The following is an 18,031-nucleotide window of genomic DNA, read 5'->3' on the forward strand; positions in this document are numbered from 1 at the left end:
GAGGTGCGCACCCTCGAGCTGCGGGCGAACGGGCCGGTCGACCTCCCGGCGACCGCGAACCTCCTCCGGAACCACGCGCTGCCCGGAGCCGAGCGGGTCGCCGACGGCGGCCGCCGGCTCGAGCGGCTGCTGAGCATCGGCGGTCGCCCGCGGCTCGTCGGGCTCGAGCCGACGGGCTGGGGCGCCCGCGTCACCGCCGAGGCCGACGCCCTCGACGCTGCGGCGGCGCTCGTGCGGGCCTGGCTCGATCTCGACTCCGACGTCGAGGCGATCGGCCACTCGCTGTCCGTCGATCCGCTGCTCGCGCCCTCCGTCGCCGCGCGGCCGGGGCTGCGCGCCGTCCGGTATCCCGAGGCGCTCGAGGCCGCGGTCGTCGCGGTGCTCGGCCAGCAGGTGTCGGTCGCGGCGGCGCGGACCTTCGGCGGCCGGGTGGTCGCGGCCTTCGGCGGTGCCGGCGAGGCGGGGCTGCGGTCGTTCCCGACTCCGGACGCCCTCCTGGCGGTGCCGCTCGAGGAGCTGCGCTCGGCCGTCGGAGTCACGAACGCCCGGGCGCGCACCGTGCGGGCCGTCGCGAGCGCGTTCGCGGACGGGCTGGTGCTCGACCCCGACGCCGACCTGCCGCAGCAGCGGCGGGCGCTGCTCGCGATCCCGGGGATCGGCCCGTGGACGGCCGACTACCTCGCGCTGCGGTTCCTCGGCGACCCCGATGCGTTCCCCGCGGGCGACCTCGTGCTGCGGCGCGCCCTGGGCGGGGTGACGACCGCGGTCGCCGACGCGCTGTCGGAGCAGTGGCGGCCGCATCGCGCGCACGCCGCGTTCCACCTGTGGGCCTCGACCGGGGCGATCTGAGGGCGGCGCCCCCGGCGTCCTCTAGCTCAGGTACTCGACGTCGTCGTAGTGGAACGGCGCGTCCTCGGCGTCCGGGTCCTCGGCCGGCACGTCCTCGTGCTCGAGGATCACGGCGACTCCGGGGGAGACCAGGACGCAGACCTCGCGCTCGCCGGCAACGGTGAAGCTCACCATGTCGCCGTGATCGCGGACCGCTTGGACGAGGCGCTTCTCGAGGGCCTCCGTGTCGAGCTCCAGGCTCAGCAGGAAGCGGCGTCCGTCGATGCTGAGGACCGTGCGTCTCATCGTGTCCTCCTGCTCCGGGCCGCCACCGCGCGAGGAGCGACCGGGGGTGACCGCCTTGACGCGCAGCGAGGCGGCGTGCATCCGGATGACGGCGTTCATGTGCTCTCCGGTCGGGACTCGTGGTGACGGCGGCCCGTCGTGCGGCGGTCCTCCTTCATCTCGGACTCGAAGAGGTGGCGGCGGCCCTCGGCGAGCTCGTCGCGGGCGGCGCGCTCCTGCTCGCGGAACGCGCTGTAGTAGGTGTCGTCGTAGTCCTCGACGATCTGGAAGGTCCAGCGGCCCTCGATGACGTTGCGGCCGACCAGCTGCGACTCGAGGCGTTGGGCGACGTCGTCGTGCCCCGCCTCGCGGAACGCGTCGACGGCCTCGCCGAGCGCGAGGTCGGCGGCTCCGGTCAGGCGGTGGAAACCGTAGAGGAGGCCGCGGGCGTGCTCGACGGTCTCGAGCGCCTCCGAGAGCTTGCCCAGTGCGGCGACGGTGGCGTCGTCGAGCCCGGCCGGGCGGAGGTGCGCGGTGTCGGGGTTGTCGTGCGAACCGGTCATCTCAGTGAGCTTAGGCGGACCATACTTCGCTGCCACCCCCTTGCGCCGGGCTCGCGAAACGTCCCGGAGCGAGCGCGCGGGGGTTCGTCAAGGCCCTCCCCGAACCCGACGGGCGTCGCTTAGCGTCGCGTCATCGGGCCCCCCGAGCGACGACGTGGTCGCGGGGTCCGGCGATCGGGAGGCACCGTGCTCGGCTTCGGAATCGAGGAGGAGTTCGTCCTGCTGGACGCCACCGGCCTGCATCCGCTGGACCTGGGGAACGCGGTCTACTCCGAGTTCTTCGGCGACCCGAACTTCGGCGGGTGCCTCGGCCGCGAGTTCCTCGCCTGCCAGCTCGAGTTCACCTCGCCGGTGCTGCGGAGTCTCGCCGAGGCGCACTCCTGCCTGTCGAGGTTCCGCTCCCGGCTGACCGCGACGGCCGCGGCGTTCGACGCTCTCGCGGCCGGCGTGGGGGTGCCGTTCGCGTCGTCGGGGCAGCCGGCGCTCTCTCCGGAGCCGCGCTACCGAGCAGTAGGGGAGCGGATGGGCGCGCTGATCGACGAGCACCGGGTGCAGGCGCTGCACGTGCACGTCGAGGTCCCCGGCCGCGACGCGGGAGTGGCGGCGCTCAACCGGCTCCGGATCTGGCTGCCGACGGTGCTCGCGCTGTCGGTCAACTCGCCGTTCCGCTCGGAGGCCGACACCGGCTTCGGCAGCTGGCGGAGCGTGGCGCTGCGCCGGTGGTCGACCGCCGGATGCCCGCCGCGGTTCGCGAGCGCCGACGACTACGACCGCCGCGAGCGCGCGCTGATCGGCCTCGGGGCGACGGTCGACCGCGGAGCGATCGCCTGGCAGGCGCGGCTCTCGTCGCGCTACCCGACGCTCGAGATCCGGGTCGCGGATGCGCAGCTCGACGCGGCCGACGCCGTGCTGATCGCGGGGATCTGCCGCGCTCTCGTGCGCTCGGCGCTCGACCGGGCCGAGGGCGGGGAGCCGTGCTCGCCGATCGCCCCCGAGCTGCTGGACGCGGCCCTCTGGCACGCGGGCCGGTTCGGTCTCGACGGCACCCTGCTCTCGCCCGGCGAGGGCCGCGCCCTGCCGGCCGCCGAGGTCGTGGCCGAGCTGCGCGAGTGGATCGACGGGGCTCTGCACGACCTCGGCGACGCGGAGGCGGTGGACGACGGACTGGAGCGGCTGGCCCGTCTCGGCACGGGCGCCGCTCGGCAGCGCCGGGCCTTCGCGGAGGGGGGCACGCGCGGGCTGAGCGAGCTGCTGGGCACACCGGGCAGCCCCGCCCCGCGGAGCCTGCTGCGCGAGCTGTCGAGGAGGCGGGACTAGGGGGACGCCGCGGTTCGCGGCACGGCCGGCGCCCGCGGCGGCAGCTCCACGAGCCGGACGTCGTGCAGTGCGCCGGCCTCGGCGACCGCGGTGAGGTAGGTGCAGGCCGGTTGGCGGCGTCGATCCGTCGGCGAGCCCGGATTGAGCAGGCGCAGGCCGCCCGGACTCATCGAGTCCCAGGGGATGTGGCTGTGGCCGAAGACGAGCAGGTCGACATCGGGGTGCGCGGCGTCGGCCCGCGCCTCCCGACCGCTCGCGGCACCCGTCTCGTGGATCACCGCGACGCGCAGACCGCCGACGACCGCGTGGGCGACCTCGGGCAGGCGGGCGCGCAGCGCCTCCGGATCGTTGTTGCCCCAGACGGCGAGCAGCCGCGGCGCGCGGGCCTCGAGAGCGTCGAGGCTCGCCTCGTCGACCCAGTCGCCCGCGTGCACCACCAGATCGGACTCGTCGACGGCGCGCCAGACCTCCTCGGGCAGCTCCTTCGCCCGCTTGGGCAGGTGCGTGTCGGCGAGCAGCAGGAGGCGGACCGGTCCGTCGAGGCGCGGGGGAGCGCCGGTGGCGTCCGGGACGAGGAGGGCCATCAGCGCCCCGGGGTCGGCTCGACCCCGCCCTCGGCGCCCGGCTGGTCGGGACTGATGGTGCGGTCCAGGCGCTCGTCCAGAGCGTCCAGCGCCGGCACGAACCAGAGGTGGTCGCCGCCGTTGGACTCGACGACGAAGTCGTGGAAGGCGCTCGACTCCGAGACCGCCGCCGTGATGTCTCCGACGACCACGAGGCGCTTGCGGTAGTCGACGAGTGTCTGCACGAAGCCGCCCGCGATCCCCGAGCGCAGGTGGAAGAACTCGGGATCCAGACGCCCGACCGGCACGACGACCGTCTCGACCTCGACCTCGTAGCTGCCGCCGACGAGCGCGAGCGCGTCCTCGGGGGTGGAGAGGGCGGGACCGTCGTCGTCGACGAGGAGGAGGGGGACGCCCTGACGGGTCTCGGTGCGCATCGTCCCAGTCGATCACGGCGGAGTCGGGAGCGCCAGGGTCCGCCGGCGGGCACCCGGCCCCTGTGCTCAGCCCTGCGCCCGGAAGCCGCGCAGGCGCAGGCTGTTGAGCACCACGAACATGCTCGAGAACGCCATCGCCGCGCCGGCGACGAGCGGGCCGAGCACTCCGGCCATCGCGAGCGGGATCGCCGCGACGTTGTACGCGAAGGCCCAGAAGAGGTTGCCGCGGATGATCCCGAGGGTCCTCCTGCCCAGCCGGAGCGCGTCGGGCACCCGGGCGAGGTCGTCGCCGACGAGCGTGACGTCGCTCGCCTCGATCGCGGCGTCGGTCCCGGCGCCCATCGCGATGCCCAGATCGGCCGCGGCGAGGGCTGCCGCGTCGTTCACTCCGTCGCCCACGAGCGCGACGCTGCGGCCCTCGGAGCGCAGGCGCTCCACGACCGCGAGCTTCTCCTCCGGGAGCACCTCTGCGATCACCTCGTCGATGCCGACGGCCGAGGCGGCCGCGGCGGCCGCGCGGGGGTTGTCGCCGGTGAGCAGCAGCACGCGGAGCCCGCGGGAGCGGAGCGACGCCACGGCGCGGGCGGCCTCGGGTCGCGGCTCGTCGCGCAGCACCGCCAGACCGCGGAGCTCGCCGTCCCAGCCCACGCCGACCACGGTCCCTCCGCTGCCTCCGGCCCGCTCGGCCTGCTCGGCGAGCGCTCCGGGCGCGAAGCCCCACTGCTCCTCGAGCCAGCGGAGGCGGCCGGCGACCACGAGTCGGCCCTCGACGCGGGCGCGGACGCCGAAGCCGGCGCTGGCGCGGAACCCGCTCGCCTCGGGCACGTCCAGGCCGCGCTGCTCGGCGCCCCGGACCAGTGCCGCCGCGAGCGGGTGCTCCGAGCCGCGCTCGACGGCGGCGAGCATCCGCAGCGCTTCGTCGCCGCTGGACTCGACGACCTCGAAGGCGCCGGTGGTCAGGGTGCCGGTCTTGTCGAACACGACCGTGTCGATCCGGCGGCCGGCCTCGAGGACCTCGGGTCCGCGGATCAGGATGCCCAGCTGCGCGCCGCGGCCGGTGCCGACGAGCACCGCGGTCGGAGTGGCGAGGCCCAGCGCGCACGGGCAGGCGACGACCAGCACGGCGACGGCGGGCGAGACGGCCGCCGCGAGGTCGGCGCCGGTGAGCAGCCAGCCGACGAGGGTGGCGAGCGCCAGCACGACGACGACGGGCACGAAGACCGAGGAGACGCGGTCGGCGAGCCGCTGCACCCGCGCCTTGCCGGCCTGGGCCTCCGAGACGAGGCGGCCCATCCGGGCGAGGACGGTGTCGGAGCCGACGCGGTCGACCCGCACGGTGAGCACGCCGTGGGCGTTGAGCACGCCGCCCGCGACGGCGGAGCCCGGGCCCACCTCGACCGGCACGCTCTCGCCCGTGAGCATGCTCGCGTCGATCGCGCTCGACCCCTCGAGCACGCTGCCGTCGGCGGCCACGACCTCGCCGGGGCGGACGCGGATCCTGTCGCCGACCGCGAGCGACGCGGCGGGGACGCGCTCCTCGGAGCCGTCTGCGGCCAGGCGCACCGCGTCCTTCGCGCCGAGGTCGAGCAGGGCGCGCAGCGCCGCTCCGGCGTCGCGCTTCGAGCGGGCCTCGAGGGAGCGGCCCGCGAGGACGAAGACCGGCACCGCCGCCGCGACCTCGAGGTAGATCTCGTCGTGGCCCGAGCGCGAGCCGAGCAGCTCGAACGGCATGCTCATCCCGGCTCGACCCGCGTCGCCGAGGAAGAGGGCGTACAGCGACCAGCCGAACGCGGCGAGCACGCCGAGGCTGATCAGCGTGTCCATCGTCGTGGAGCCGTGCCGCAGCGCCTTCACCGCGTTCCGGTGGAACGGCCAGGCGCCCCAGACGGCCACCGGGGCCGCGAGCGCCAGGCACAGCCACTGCCAGTTCGCGAACTGCAGCGGAGGGATCATCGACAGCAGGACGACGGGCGCGGCGAGCAGGGCCGAGACGCCCAGGCGGGTGCGGAGGGTGCGGCGCTCGAGATCGGCGGGGTCCGAGGCGGCCGGCTCGGCGCTCTCGCGGGTGGGTACCGTGGCCGTGTAGCCCGCCGCCTCCACCGCGGCGATCGCGTCCGCGGCCGTCGTGCCCTCGGGCAGCACGACCGTGGCGCGCTCGAGCGCGAGGTTCACGGTGGCCGTGACTCCGGGCAGTGCGACGAGGCGCTTCTCGACCCGGGCGACGCACGACGCGCAGGTCATGCCGCCGATCGCGAGCTCCAGCGCACCGGGAGCGGTCGTGCCGGACGATCCGGGCGCGTCGGGCGAGGGCACGTCAGGAGAGGGGTGCGAGGCGGTAGCCGGCGTCCGCGACGGCGGCCGCGATCTCCTCGCGGCCGAGCGGGCGGAGCGAGCCGACGGTGACGGCCGAGACGCCCTCGGGGGAGAGCGAGACGTCGACGCCGGTGACCTCGGGGTACGCGGCGAGCTCCTCCGTGACGCTGCGGACGCAGTGCTCGCAGGTCATGCCGGCGACGCCGAAGGTCTGCACGGAGGGGGCGGCCATCGAGGTCGAGGCGCCGTGCGATCCGCCGTGGCCGCCGCAGGCGCAGCCGCCGGTCGCGCCGCAGCCGCAGGAGCCGCCGGACGGCGCCTCCGCGGTCGTCTTCGCGGTCAGGCCGAGGTCGAGTCGAGTGGTCATGCCTGTGCTCCTCGTGGTGACGGCGGGGTCGGCGCCGTGGTGATGGGATACCCCAGGGGGGTACTCCCATCGTAGGTCGGAGCGGGCTCCCGGGCAAGACGCGGGACGGCGGGGGAGAATCGGAAGGGACAGCGCAACCGGAGGAGGGGACGTGGACGCAGGTGCACCGCCGCCGTGGGGCGCTCCGACCCGGGAGTCGACCCGGGGTCCCGTGCGGGCCGCGCCGCTCCCGCCGCGCACGCGGTTCGAGCCCACCGGGCTGCTCACCTCGCCCGGCGAGCTGCTGCGCATGCGCGAGAGCGTCCGGGCACGCATCCACCACGCCGCTCCCGCCCGGCAGCGCCGACTCGCCGAGCTGGCCGACGTGGGCGAGGGCTTCACGATCCTGGGCGCCCGCGAGCTCGAGCGCTCGCTGCGCCGGGCCGCCGCCCCCGCCGCCGCGAGGCGCCCCGACCCGGTCTCGGTCGTCGTGCTGGGCTCCGACGGGCCGGCGCTCGCCGCCGAGCGCTCCGACTCGCTCCGCATCGCGCTCTGGGAGGACGTGGTCTCGGTGCAGGTCGCGACGGTCGCCCTCGGCGCCCGGCGGGTGCGCGCCCTCGCCCTGGGAGTGCTCGCCCCGGGCCGCCGTCGCCGACGCACCGTGCTCGTGCCCCTCGTCGTCGCCTCGCCCGGTCCGCTCGGCTGGACCGTCGCCGACGACCGCTCCTTTCTCCGCGCTCACGACCGGCTGCTCGCGGCCCGGCCCGGGAGCGGCCGGTGAGGGCCCGGGCGCCGTACCTGCTCGCCGCCGTGGCGGCCCTGGCGCTCGGCCTCGCCCTCCGCTTCCTCCTCGTCGGGCTGCCGGCCGATCTGGCGGGCGGCGTCCTCTACGTCGTCCTGGTCGCGCTCCTGGTGGCGGCGTGCCTCCCGCGACTCGCGGGCGTGCCCGCCGCGGGCATCGCGCTCGCCTGGTCGATCGCGATGGAGCAGCTGCAGGCGATCGGAGTCGCCGCGCGGCTCGTCGAGCAGTGGCCGCCGCTGCGCCTGGTCCTCGGCACGACCTTCGCCTGGCTCGACCTCGTCGCCTACGTGCTCGGCGCCGTGCTCGCGGCGGCGGTCTTCACGGCGCTCGGCCCCCGGGGGCGTCCCGACGTCGACCCGACCCTCGTCTAGGGTGAGCGGGATGGAGGCCCAGCAGAGCACCGTCGAGAACAGCGGCACCGTCGAGCGGGGCGGCGCCGTCGAGCAGAGCGGCACAGGCGAGCAGAGCGGCCGCGACCGGCACCACCGCGATCGCCGCACCGACCGCCGCATCCCCGAGCCCGTCGACCGCTTCGCCACGGGCGAGGACTTCCCCGAGTACCGGGTCGACCTCGAGCGGATCCGCTTCTCGCCCTACTTCGCGCGGCTCTCCGCCGTCACCCAGGTCATCTCGCCCTCGGGGGTCGGGCAGGTCGTGCACAACCGGCTGACCCACTCCATCAAGGTCACCGCCGTCGCGCGGGCGATCGCCATGCAGCTGACCACCACCGACCCGGGCCAGCGCGACCTCGTCGAGCGGCTCGGCGGCTGCGACCCGGTGGTCGTGCAGGCCGCGGCGAGCGCGCACGATCTGGGGCACCCTCCGTTCGGCCACCTCGGCGAGCAGGCGCTCGACCGCCTCGCGCGCGAGCGGCTCGGGCTCGAGGAGGGCTTCGAGGGCAACGCGCAGTCCTTCCGGATCCTGTCGGAGCTCGACGTCTGCGAGACCGTCGAGGCCGGGCTCAATCTGACCGCCGCCTCCCGCGCCGCGGTCCTGAAGTACCCCTGGGGCAGGACCGTCTGCCGGCCGGACATCGAGTCGGCCGACCCCACCGAGCTGCCGCGCGGCTCGACCGCGAGCCGGTGGGAGACCGCGCCGCCCAAGTTCTCGGCCTACACCCTCGATCTCGACGACCTGCTCGATGCGCGGGGCGTCTTCGAGGCCATCGCCCCGTGGCAGCAGACGCTCGAGTGCTCGGTGATGGACGTCGCCGACGACATCGCCTACTCCCTGCACGACCTCGACGACTTCTACCGGGCCGGAGTGCTCCAGCAGGCCGCGGTCGCCGTCGAGTTCCGCGCGTTCCTCCGCGAGCAGAACGCGCTCGCCGCTCTCGACGCGGGCGAGCTCTGGGCCCGCGCGCCCGGGCACTCGCTCGAGATGCTGCGGCGCCGGCTCGTCGCCCGCGACCCGTGGATCGCGAGCGACGAGCACTTCCGCTCCTCCGTCGAGCGGGTGTCGACCGAGCTCGTGGAGGGACTGCTCGCGGTGCCGTTCGACGGCTCCACCCGCACGGAGCGGGCGATCGAGGCGTTCGTGTCGTCCTGGATCGGCCGACTGCAGCGCTCGGTGCTGGTGCTCGCCGAGCCGAACGTCCGATCGGGGCACGTGTCGCTGCTCCCGGACGCCTGGCACGACGTGGCCGTGCTGAAGTTCGTGCACACCCGCTTCGTCATCGACCGCCCCGACTTCGCGACCTACCAGCGCGGTCAGTCCCGCGTGCTCGAGACGCTCGTCACCCACCTCGACGACTGGCTCGACGACCCGCGCGACGGCTCGCGCGCGCCGCAGAAGCTGCTCGACCTCATCGAGCTCGCCACCGACGGGTACTTCCGCCTGCGCGCCGACCGGCCCGAGTGGCTGCCCGCGGGGGAGCGCGGGAGGCCGCGCGTGGATCCGGAGTCGCTGCAGCGGCTGGGCCGCGCTCGTGGCATCGTCGACTACGTCGCCACGCTGACCGACGAGCAGGCGATGGCGCTCGCCGCACGGCTGCGGGGCGACCGCGAGCCGTGGGCGATGGGCACCTGAGCCGTCGCGTCCGGGGAGGTTGACAGCGGGCTCCCGGTGTGGCCGTCGGCCGCGATCCGCGCGGGGACGGGGGAGAGGCGGGTCGGAGGGGGTTCCCCTCGCACCCAGCCGCCGTCCAGGATTCACGGAGTGAACGAAAGCGTAAAATCATCGCGGCACCTGCCACGATCGACAACTCGACAGGGAGTTCCGTTGGACGGAAACGCAACGACCACGCACCGCAACGTCGCGTTGCTGTCCGTCGCGACCACGATCGCTCCGAACGTCACGACCTCCGAGGAGATCGACGCGCGCCTGGCGCCGGCCCTGAAGCGGCTGCGGCTGCCCACCGGTCTCCTCCAGCGGGTCGCCGGAGTGCACGAGCGCCGCAACTGGGGCGCCGGTCAGACCTTCGACGCCGCGGCGATCGACGCCGGCCGTCGCGCGCTCGAGGAGGCGGGGGTGCGGCCGGATCAGATCGGCCTCATCATCAACACCTCCGTCACCCGCAAGCACCTCGAGCCCTCCGTCGCCGTGCGCCTGCACCACGGCCTCGGCCTGCCGTCGTCGGCGATCAACTTCGACATCGCCAACGCCTGCCTGGGCTTCGTCAGCGGCATGACGCTCGCGGCGCAGCTGATCGACTCCGGCCAGATCCGCTACGCGATGATCATCGACGGCGAGGACGCCGACGAGATCCAGGTCAACACCATCGAGCGCTTGAGCCGCGACGGCGTCTCGCGCAAGGACTTCATGAGCGAGTTCGCCAGCCTCACCCTCGGGTCGGGCGCGGCGGCCGCCATCCTCGGCCCCGCCGACGCGCATCCCAAGGGGCACCGCCTCCTCGGCGGCATCACCCGCGCCGCGACCCAGTTCAACGAGCTCTGCGTCGGCAGCGTCGACGGCATGTTCACCGACGCGAAGGCCCTGCTCAAGGGCGGCATGGAGCTCGTCGTCTCCGCCTGGAAGGAGGCGAAGCGCGACTGGAAGTGGAGCGGCATGGACCGCTACATCATGCATCAGGTGTCCGAGGTGCACACGAGCGCGCTGGTGAAGGCCGTGGGCCTGGACCGCGATCGCGTCCCCACGACCTACGCGACGCTCGGCAACGTCGGCCCCGCCTCCATCCCGATCACCCTCGCGCAGGAGTCGAAGACCCTGCAGCCCGGCCACCGCGTGCTGCTGATGGGCGTGGGCTCGGGCATCAACACCGCGATGCTCGAGATCGCCTGGTGACCCCGACCGCCGGCACCCATCCGGCCGCGCGGATCCGCTCCGCGCTCGGCTCCACCGCGCCGGCGCAGCTGCCGCCGCCCGGGCTGGAGGGGCTCGACCCGTCGTGGTCGCGGCTCGTCGACGCTCCGGACGCGCACGGCGCGACCCGGCGCTGGCACCTGCTCGACACGCTCGACGCCCTCGGCACCGAGCCCGTCGGCACGATCCTCTGCGTGCACGGCAACCCGACCTGGTCCTACCTCTGGCGCCGCCTCGCCGCCGCCACCCTCGAGACCGCACGGAGCGGCGGGCCCGCCTGGCGCGTCGTCGCCGTCGACCAGCTCGAGATGGGCTTCTCGGAGCGCTCCGGCGCGCTGCACACCCTCGCCGACAGGGTCCGCGAGCTGTCGAACCTCACCGACGTCCTGGGCCTCGATCGCGAGGTCGTCACCCTCGGACACGACTGGGGAGGAGTCGTCTCGCTCGGCTGGGCCGTCGACCACCCCGACGCGCTCTCGGCCGTGATGCTGCTCAACACCGCCGTGCACCAGCCCGACGGCGAGCCGATCCCCGCGCCGCTGCGCCTGGCGCTCGCCTCGGGGATCCTCGGCGCCTCCACGGTCGGCACCCCGGCGTTCCTCGAGACCACGCTCGCGATCGCGCATCCGGCGCTGCCCGCCGCCGTCAAGGAGGGGTACCGCGCCCCCTATCGAGGAGCGGAGCGACGGGGCGGGGTCGGCGGATTCGTCGCCGACATCCCGGTGGACGCCGCGCACCCGAGCCACGGCGAGCTGACCCGCATCGCGGGCGGCGTCGCGGAGCTCGCCGTCCCCGCGCTGTTGCTCTGGGGCCCGCTCGACCCGATCTTCTCGGACCGCTACCTCGACGACCTCGTCACCCGCCTGCCGCACGCGCAGGTGCACCGCTTCGAGGGCGCCGGCCACCTCGTCGCCGAGGACGTCGACTACGCCCCGGCCGTGCTGACCTGGCTCGGCGACGCCTTCTCCGAGACGGGAGCCGCTCCGGACGTCCGTCGTCCGACGGCGCCGATCGAGCCGCTCTGGCGTCACCTCGAGACGCACGCCGACGACGACGGTCTCGCGCTCGTCGAGATGGCCCCGCCGAGCGGCGACGGCCCGCGCCGCGTCTCCTGGCGACTGCTCTCACGCCGGGTGCACGAGCTGGCCGCGGGGCTCCGCGCCTCGGGCGTGCGCCCGGGCGACCGCGTCTCGCTCCTGGTGCCGCCGGGTGCGGATCTCACCGCGCTGCTCTACGCGTGCCTGCGCATCGGAGCCGTCGTGGTCGTCGCCGACGCCGGGCTGGGCCTGAAGGGCCTCACCCGCGCCGTCCGCGGTGCCTGGCCGGATCTCGTGGTCGGCGCTCTCCCGGGCCTGACGGTCGCGCGCGCCCTCGGCTGGCCGGGCGGACGCGTCTCGACGCAGACGCTCCCGCGCGCGTCCGCGGCGGCCCTCGGCGTCGACTCCTCGATCGGCCAGCTGATCGAGCTGGGCCGCGCCGAGCTCGCCGCCGATCCCGAGCTGCTCGCCGAGGCGCCCGCGGCGGACGACGTCGCCGCGATCCTCTTCACCTCGGGCTCGACAGGGCCGGCGAAGGGCGTCGTCTACACGCACCGCCAGCTCGCCGGCGTCCGCGACGCCCTGGCTCGGCAGTACGGCATCGGCCCCGGGACCGGGCTCGTCGCCGGGTTCGCCCCGTTCGCCCTGCTGGGCCCCGCGCTCGGCGCCCGCTCCGCAACTCCTGACATGGAGGTCACGGCACCGCGCACGCTGACGGCCACCGCGGTCGCGTCGGCCGCCGCGCAGGTCGAGGCGACCGTCGTGTTCCTCTCGCCCGCGGCGCTCGCGAACGTGGTCGCCACCGCGGAGGAGCTCACCTCCGACGATCGCCGGGTCCTCGCGGAGGTGCGGACCTTCCTCTCGGCCGGAGCACCCGTATCCGAGGGCCTGCTCGCGCAGGCGCAGGCGCTGATGCCGAACGCGTCGGCGCGCACCCCCTACGGCATGACCGAGGGGCTGCTCCTCACCGACGCGTCGCTCGAGGGCATCCGCGAGGCCGCCACCGACGACGACCCCCGCGGCGGCGTCTGCGTGGGCGTGCCCGCGGCGGGCGTGCGCGTGCGCATCGCTCCGCTCGACGCCGACGGCCGCGCCGCCGACTCCTTCGACGAGCTGGTCGGCGCGACCGGCGAGATCGTGGTCTCGGCCGGACACGTCGAGGACCACTACGAGCGGCTCTGGCTGACCGACCGGGCCGCGCGCATCGGCGCCGTGCCCGGTGAGCGCTGGCACCGCACCGGCGACGTCGGGCGCGTCGACTCCGACGGCCGGCTGTGGGTCGAGGGCCGACTGCCGCACGTCGTCGTGACCGCCGAGGGCGTCGTCACTCCCGTCGGCCCCGAGCAGCGGATCGAGGCGCGCGTCGCCGCGGTCGCCCGCGCCGCGATCGTCGGCGTCGGCCCGCGCGGCACCGCGCAGCTCGTCGCCGTCGTCGAGCGGAGGGACGCCGTCGCGCGCACGCGCCTCGCCGACCCGCAGCTCGCGGCCGACATCCGGGCCGCGGTCGACGCTCCCGTCGCCGCCGTGCTGGTCGTGCCGGCGCTGCCCACGGACATCCGGCACAACTCCAAGATCGACCGTGCGGCGCTCTCGCGCTGGGCGGGTGCGATCCTCGCCGGCGGACGGATGACGGCACCGTGACGGTCCTGGTCACGGGAGCGAGCGGGCTGCTCGGAGGAGCGGTCGCCGCCCTCCTCGCCGCGCAGGGCCACGAGGTCCGCACCTTCCAGCGCCGCCCCTCCGGAGTCGCCGGGGTCGAGGACGCGCGCGGCTCGCTGACCGACCCCCGTGCGGTGGCGGAGGCGCTCGAGGGCGTCGACGGCGTCGTCCACCTGGCCGCCAAGGTGTCGCTCGCCGGCGACCCGGGGGACTTCGACCGCGTGAACGTCGACGGCGTGCGCCGCCTCCTCGCCGCCGCCCGACGGGCCGGAGTGGAGCGCTTCGTGCAGGTGTCGTCGCCGTCGGTGGCCCACGCGGGATCCTCCATCACGGGGGACGACGCGGAGCCGGCCGACCCCGAGCACGCGCGCGGCGACTACGCCCGAACCAAGGCGCGAGGCGAGCTGCTCGCCCTCGCCGCCGACGCCCCCGGATTCGCCGTGGTCGCGGTGCGGCCGCACCTGGTGTGGGGTCCCGGTGACACGCAGCTCGTGGCCCGCATCGTCGAGCGGGCGCGCGCCGGGCGCCTGCCGCTCCTGGGCGACGGGCAGGCCCTGATCGACTCGACCTACCTCGACAACGCCGCCTCGGCGATCGTCGCCGCCTTCGACCGGGCCCCCGAGGTGCACGGGCAGGCCTACGTGGTCACGAACGGCGAGCCGCGCCCGGTCGCCGAGCTGCTCGCGGGCATCTGCCGCGCCTCCGGAGTCGAGCCGCCGCGCTGGTCGGTGCCCGCCTCCGTCGCGCGCGTCGCCGGCTCGCTCGTCGAGCGGATCTGGGCGGTGCGCCCGGGCGAGGACGAGCCTCCGATGACCCGGTTCCTCGCCGAGCAGCTCTCGACCGCGCACTGGTTCGACCAGCGCCGCACCCGCGCCGATCTGCGGTGGGCGCCGGCCGTGACGCTCGACGAGGGCCTCGCCCGGCTGGCGGACGCGGCCCTCTGACGCCGAGTCCGGTCAGTCCGCGAGGATGAGGTACAGCGCTCGGCGCGCCTCGTCCAGCTTCTCGGAGGCCGCGGCGCGCTGGGCGTCGCTCGCCCCGCGGAACTGCTGGATCACTTCCATCAGCTTGCCGACGTTCTCCATGAACGCGCGGGCGCTGTCGCTTGCACCGGGAGTCGCCTCCCACGCGGCGGCGAGCTCGTCGGCGTGCTCGCGCACGTAGGTGCCGCCCGCGTCGGTGAGCTGGTACTCCGTGCCGCGGCCCTCGCCGACGGCCGTGATCAGGCCCTCGTCGACGAGCTGCTGGAGGGTGGGGTAGACGGAGCCGGGGCTGGGGCGCCAGGCGTCGCCGGTCTTCTCGGCGATCGCCTTGATCAGGCCGTAGCCGTTCGAGGTCGTCTCGGCGAGGAGGGAGAGGAGGGCCGCGCGGACGTCGCCGCGGCGGGCGCGTCCTCCGCCGCGGCCGGGGCCGCCGAAGGGGCCGCCGAAGCCGGGGCCGAAGCCGAAGCCGGGACCGAAGCCGCGTCCGTGGCCGCCGGGGCCGCGGCGCTCACGGCGGCCGGGGTGGTCGTGGCCGGAGCGGCCGGAGTCGTGCTGCGCGCCGTCGTGGCGCGGGGAGTCGTGGTCGGGGAAGAAGTTCCTGGGGTGCATGTCTGCTCTGCTCTCGGTCGTGTGGACGCCTTCCGGAATCCGATCGCCCGTCTCGGAGCGAGTGCTCTTCGATCTGTCGGCGATGCAGTAAAGATATATCGCTACTGTTCGGTAAGTCAACACCCGATATCCTGGCGACGATGCGCACCGACGATCCCGACCTCGCCGCCGTCCTCGACTCCACCCTCCTGACCGGGGCCGTGCTCACCGACCGCTCGAGCAACCTCGGCAACCTGCGCAAGCTCGCCGCGCGCGATCCCGCCCACCTGTACGGCGTCGACGTCGCCGAGCACTGGGACCTGCCGCAGCTGCTCGCGCTGATGGGCGAGCGCGTCGGCATCAGCACGGACCCCGCGTTCGAGAGCGGGCAGGACCGCATCGACGCGACCCTCACCGTCGCCCGCCTCGACGCGTACCGCCGCCGCTTCGCCGAGTCCGTCCGCCGCGGTGACCTGATCCTCTTCGCCACCGCCCACCCGGCGACCCTGATGGACCTCTACCGGCGGCTGGCGTCGGCCGCGACCGAGGCGGGCGCGCGCGTCCTCGACGTCAACACCCTCCCGTTCGCGGCGGCCGACCGCATCCGCGTGCCGCTCGCCGACGAGCACCAGTTCCTCTGGTGCACCGGCGGCGTCACCTGCGTCTACCGCGGCGGCAGCCTGATGCACACGCACTCGCCCGAGCCGATGAACGCGCTGCTCGACCGGCTCGACGCCCTCGGCATCCGCCCCGACCTCGTCGTCGCCGATCACGGCTGGGCGGGCGCCGCCGGCCGCCGGGGCCTGCCGACGATCGCGATCGCCGACTGCAACGACCCCGCGGTGTTCGTGGCCGAGGCGCAGGGCTCGATCGAGGTCGTCGTCCCGATCGACGACGGGCTCGCCGTCCACCTCTACGAGCCCGTCCTCCGCTACGTCCTGGCAGCCCTCTCCGAGCCCCGTCACGGTTCCGACTCGTAGACTCGTCACCTTCCCCACCTCTTCTGCAGTCGGAGCATCCGTGACCCAGCCCCAGGACGGCGTCCTCCCGCGCTTCGCCGTCGGCGTCGACATCGGCGGAACGTCGATCAAGGCGTCCCTCGTCGACGTGACCACCGGAGAGAGGGCCGCCCGCCGCTTCGCCGTCGCGAACCCGCTGGGCAAGGAGCCCGAGGACTTCGCCGCGGCGATCGCCGGCATCGTCCGCGACGTCTCGCCGATCGCGGGGACGCCCGTCGGAGTCGGCTTCCCCGGCATCGTCCGCGGCGGCGTCGTCCGGCAGACCACCCACGTCTCGCAGCGCTGGGTCGGCCTCGACGCCCAGGCCCTGCTGTCCGAGGCGACCGGGGTCGACGTGGTCGTCGTGAACGACGCCGACGCGGCCGGAGTCGCCGAGCGCGAGTTCGGCGCGATGCGCGACCGCGAGGGCCTGCTCCTGCTCACCACCCTCGGCACGGGCATCGGCACGGCGCTCGTGCACGAGGGCGTCGTGATCCCCAACTCCGAGCTCGGCCACGTGCACATCGACGGTCCCGACTTCGAGCCTCGCGTGGGCTTCTCGGCCGTCCGCCGCGAGGGCATCACCCTCGAGGAGTGGGCGGGCCGCCTCAGCGTCTACTACCGCCACCTCGAGATGCTGCTCTCGCCGCAGCTGTTCGTGATCGGAGGCGCCGCCGCGCACGTCTTCGACGAGTTCGCCGGATTCCTCGACATCGGCACCGAGATCGTCCCGGCCCGCTTCGGCAACGACGCGGGCTTCACCGGCGCCGCCATGGTCGCGGTCTCGCCCGGCCGGCTCGCCCCCTGGTACCACTCGACGAGCGGCGCCCGCCTCGATCCGGGCACGGTGCCGGTCGTCGACTAGCCGGACCTAGCGGATCAGCCCGCGGTACAGCGCGTCGAGCTGCCCGGCCGCCGCGCCCCAGCTGTGCGCCGCCGCCCAGGCGACGCCGCCGCGGCCGAGCCGCTTCCGCTCGTCGGGGTCGGCCAGCAGCTCGCGGATCCGCTCGGCCCACTCGCCCGGGTCGGCGGAGTCGATCAGCACGCCGCTCCCCGCGTCGCGCACCGCGTCGACCAGCCCGGTCGTCCGGCGGGCGACCACGGGCGTCCCCGACGCCGCGGCCTCGAGTGCGATGAGCCCGAACGTCTCGGCCGCCGAGGGCACCAGGGCCAGGCGGGCGCGCCGGAGCCGCTCCGCCACCCCGTCGCGGTCGGCCACTCCGTCGAAGCGGACGCTCGCGGCGACGCCCAGCTCGCGCGCCGCCTCCTGCACCTGCGTCAGGTAGCCCTCGCGGCCGGGCGCGGGCCCGCCGACGATCCGGAGGAGGGGCCGCTCGGCGACCGGGATCCGCGCCAGCGCCTGCACCGCGAGCAGCTGCCCCTTGAGCGGCTGCACCCGACCGACGAGCACGATCTCGTCGGCGCGCTCGCCCTTCCCTGGCCGGAACCGAGGATCGACCCCCGGCGGCACGACGACGACGCGCGACGGATGCACGCCGTAGCCGCCCTCGACGTCCGCCCGCTCGGCCGCACCCGCGACCACCACGGCGTCGGCCGAGGCGAGCACCGAGCGCTCGGCCTCGATCCGCTCGGGCGGCTCGGGGGAGTCGCCCGGAGCGAGGCGCGCGTTCTTCGCCAGCGAGCTCGAGTGCATCGAGTGCACGTGCGGCAGCCCGGTCAGCGCTCCCGCCAGTCCCGAGACCCAGTAGTGCGAGTGCACCACGTCCGCACCCGCCGCGGCTCGCGCGAACACGGGAGCGGCCTCCGCCAGGGCGTACTTGTCGCCCGCCCCGACCGGCACGCCCACGACCTCGACGCCCGGAGCGAGCGGGCCGGACTCCTCGCCGCGCGTCAGCACCACCACGTCCCAGCCCCGGAGGGCGAGCTCCGGCAGCACCGCGGCGAGGTACACGTTCATCCCGCCCGCGTCCCCCGTCGACGGCTGCTCGAGGGGGGAGGTGTGCGCCGAGACGACGGCCAGACGGGGCATCCGACCATCGTAGGCAGGCTCCGCGCCTCCACGGATCCCGGCCCGCGGCTCGCAGCGGCTC

Annotated in this window: 18 protein-coding genes; 10 read left to right on the forward strand and 8 right to left on the reverse strand. The window is 75.2% G+C overall.

Annotated features, from left to right (window positions below; all coding sequences use genetic code 11):
* The first annotated feature begins 3 nt into the window (after positions 1 to 3).
* Positions 4 to 849 carry a DNA-3-methyladenine glycosylase family protein gene (locus ASF48_RS09645; RefSeq protein WP_157603130.1) on the forward strand — a complete coding sequence of 282 codons (846 nt, stop codon included), beginning with the start codon at positions 4 to 6 and terminating at the stop codon, positions 847 to 849.
* Positions 850 to 870: 21 nt separating this feature from the next.
* On the opposite strand, the gene ASF48_RS09650 is transcribed toward ASF48_RS09645, so the two are convergent.
* Both ASF48_RS09650 and ASF48_RS09655 read right to left on the reverse strand, forming a co-directional pair.
* A complete protein-coding gene (locus ASF48_RS09650) occupies positions 871 to 1,233 on the reverse strand; it encodes a hypothetical protein (RefSeq protein WP_055790326.1) in 363 nt (120 codons plus the stop codon).
* Positions 1,230 to 1,676 (reverse strand): hypothetical protein, encoded by a 447-nt coding sequence (locus tag ASF48_RS09655; RefSeq protein ID WP_055790329.1) that lies wholly within the window; start codon positions 1,674 to 1,676, stop codon positions 1,230 to 1,232. The genes ASF48_RS09650 and ASF48_RS09655 overlap by 4 nt, the downstream gene beginning before the upstream one ends.
* A gap of 186 nt (positions 1,677 to 1,862) precedes the next feature.
* On the opposite strand from ASF48_RS09655, the gene ASF48_RS09660 reads away from it, so the two are divergent.
* Positions 1,863 to 2,993, forward strand: coding sequence for a carboxylate-amine ligase (locus ASF48_RS09660; RefSeq protein WP_055790332.1), 1,131 nt, complete (start codon positions 1,863 to 1,865; stop codon positions 2,991 to 2,993).
* Here ASF48_RS09660 and ASF48_RS09665 read toward each other — a convergent pair.
* The 4 genes from ASF48_RS09665 to ASF48_RS19915 all read right to left on the reverse strand — a co-directional run bounded on the left by ASF48_RS09665 (position 2,990) and on the right by ASF48_RS19915 (position 6,673).
* Positions 2,990 to 3,577, reverse strand: a complete 588-nt coding sequence (locus ASF48_RS09665; protein ID WP_055790335.1) for a metallophosphoesterase family protein — start codon at positions 3,575 to 3,577, stop codon at positions 2,990 to 2,992. The two genes, ASF48_RS09660 and ASF48_RS09665, sit on opposite strands and share 4 nt — an antisense overlap.
* On the reverse strand, positions 3,577 to 3,993 hold the full coding sequence (locus tag ASF48_RS09670) for a DUF4180 domain-containing protein (RefSeq protein WP_055790338.1): 417 nt from the start codon (positions 3,991 to 3,993) through the stop codon (positions 3,577 to 3,579). The genes ASF48_RS09665 and ASF48_RS09670 overlap by 1 nt, the downstream gene beginning before the upstream one ends.
* A 66-nt stretch (positions 3,994 to 4,059) precedes the next feature.
* Positions 4,060 to 6,234: a heavy metal translocating P-type ATPase gene (locus tag ASF48_RS09675; protein ID WP_055791495.1), complete on the reverse strand. Its 2,175-nt coding sequence runs from the start codon at positions 6,232 to 6,234 to the stop codon at positions 4,060 to 4,062.
* A 73-nt stretch (positions 6,235 to 6,307) separates the two neighbouring features.
* The gene (locus ASF48_RS19915) at positions 6,308 to 6,673 is read right to left on the reverse strand and encodes a heavy-metal-associated domain-containing protein (RefSeq protein WP_235577225.1); all 366 of its coding nucleotides are present in this window, start codon (positions 6,671 to 6,673) and stop codon (positions 6,308 to 6,310) included.
* Positions 6,674 to 6,824: 151 nt separating this feature from the next.
* Here ASF48_RS19915 and ASF48_RS19655 point away from each other — a divergent pair, with 151 nt between their 5' ends.
* From ASF48_RS19655 to ASF48_RS09710, 6 genes are all read left to right on the forward strand, one after another.
* Positions 6,825 to 7,433 (forward strand): hypothetical protein, encoded by a 609-nt coding sequence (locus ASF48_RS19655; protein ID WP_055790341.1) that lies wholly within the window; start codon positions 6,825 to 6,827, stop codon positions 7,431 to 7,433.
* Positions 7,430 to 7,825 carry a DUF2809 domain-containing protein gene (locus ASF48_RS19660; RefSeq protein WP_055790344.1) on the forward strand — a complete coding sequence of 132 codons (396 nt, stop codon included), beginning with the start codon at positions 7,430 to 7,432 and terminating at the stop codon, positions 7,823 to 7,825. The genes ASF48_RS19655 and ASF48_RS19660 overlap by 4 nt, the downstream gene beginning before the upstream one ends.
* 10 nt (positions 7,826 to 7,835) lie before the next feature.
* On the forward strand, positions 7,836 to 9,482 hold the full coding sequence (locus ASF48_RS09695; RefSeq protein WP_082481200.1) for a deoxyguanosinetriphosphate triphosphohydrolase family protein: 1,647 nt from the start codon (positions 7,836 to 7,838) through the stop codon (positions 9,480 to 9,482).
* A gap of 192 nt (positions 9,483 to 9,674) precedes the next feature.
* Complete coding sequence (locus ASF48_RS09700) at positions 9,675 to 10,697, forward strand: 3-oxoacyl-ACP synthase III (RefSeq protein ID WP_055790347.1); 1,023 nt, start codon at positions 9,675 to 9,677, stop codon at positions 10,695 to 10,697.
* Complete coding sequence (locus ASF48_RS09705; protein WP_442965568.1) at positions 10,694 to 13,393, forward strand: alpha/beta fold hydrolase; 2,700 nt, start codon at positions 10,694 to 10,696, stop codon at positions 13,391 to 13,393. Before ASF48_RS09700 ends, ASF48_RS09705 begins: the two co-directional genes overlap by 4 nt.
* Positions 13,390 to 14,355: an NAD-dependent epimerase/dehydratase family protein gene (locus ASF48_RS09710; RefSeq protein ID WP_055790350.1), complete on the forward strand. Its 966-nt coding sequence runs from the start codon at positions 13,390 to 13,392 to the stop codon at positions 14,353 to 14,355. Before ASF48_RS09705 ends, ASF48_RS09710 begins: the two co-directional genes overlap by 4 nt.
* A 12-nt stretch (positions 14,356 to 14,367) precedes the next feature.
* Here ASF48_RS09710 and ASF48_RS09715 read toward each other — a convergent pair whose 3' ends face one another.
* Positions 14,368 to 15,003 carry a PadR family transcriptional regulator gene (locus ASF48_RS09715; protein ID WP_055790353.1) on the reverse strand — a complete coding sequence of 212 codons (636 nt, stop codon included), beginning with the start codon at positions 15,001 to 15,003 and terminating at the stop codon, positions 14,368 to 14,370.
* A 140-nt stretch (positions 15,004 to 15,143) separates the two neighbouring features.
* Between ASF48_RS09715 and ASF48_RS09720 the strand changes: the two genes are divergently transcribed.
* Both ASF48_RS09720 and ASF48_RS09725 read left to right on the forward strand, forming a co-directional pair.
* Positions 15,144 to 15,962: a phosphatase gene (locus ASF48_RS09720; protein WP_055790356.1), complete on the forward strand. Its 819-nt coding sequence runs from the start codon at positions 15,144 to 15,146 to the stop codon at positions 15,960 to 15,962.
* Positions 15,963 to 16,002: 40 nt separating this feature from the next.
* Complete coding sequence (locus ASF48_RS09725; RefSeq protein ID WP_055790358.1) at positions 16,003 to 16,845, forward strand: ROK family protein; 843 nt, start codon at positions 16,003 to 16,005, stop codon at positions 16,843 to 16,845.
* A gap of 6 nt (positions 16,846 to 16,851) precedes the next feature.
* On the opposite strand, the gene ASF48_RS09730 is transcribed toward ASF48_RS09725, so the two are convergent.
* Complete coding sequence (locus ASF48_RS09730; RefSeq protein WP_082481201.1) at positions 16,852 to 17,970, reverse strand: glycosyltransferase; 1,119 nt, start codon at positions 17,968 to 17,970, stop codon at positions 16,852 to 16,854.
* Between the last annotated feature and the right edge of the window lie 61 nt (positions 17,971 to 18,031).

The organism is Rathayibacter sp. Leaf299 (genome assembly GCF_001423055.1).
Taxonomy (GTDB): Bacteria; Actinomycetota; Actinomycetes; order Actinomycetales; family Microbacteriaceae; genus Rathayibacter; species Rathayibacter caricis.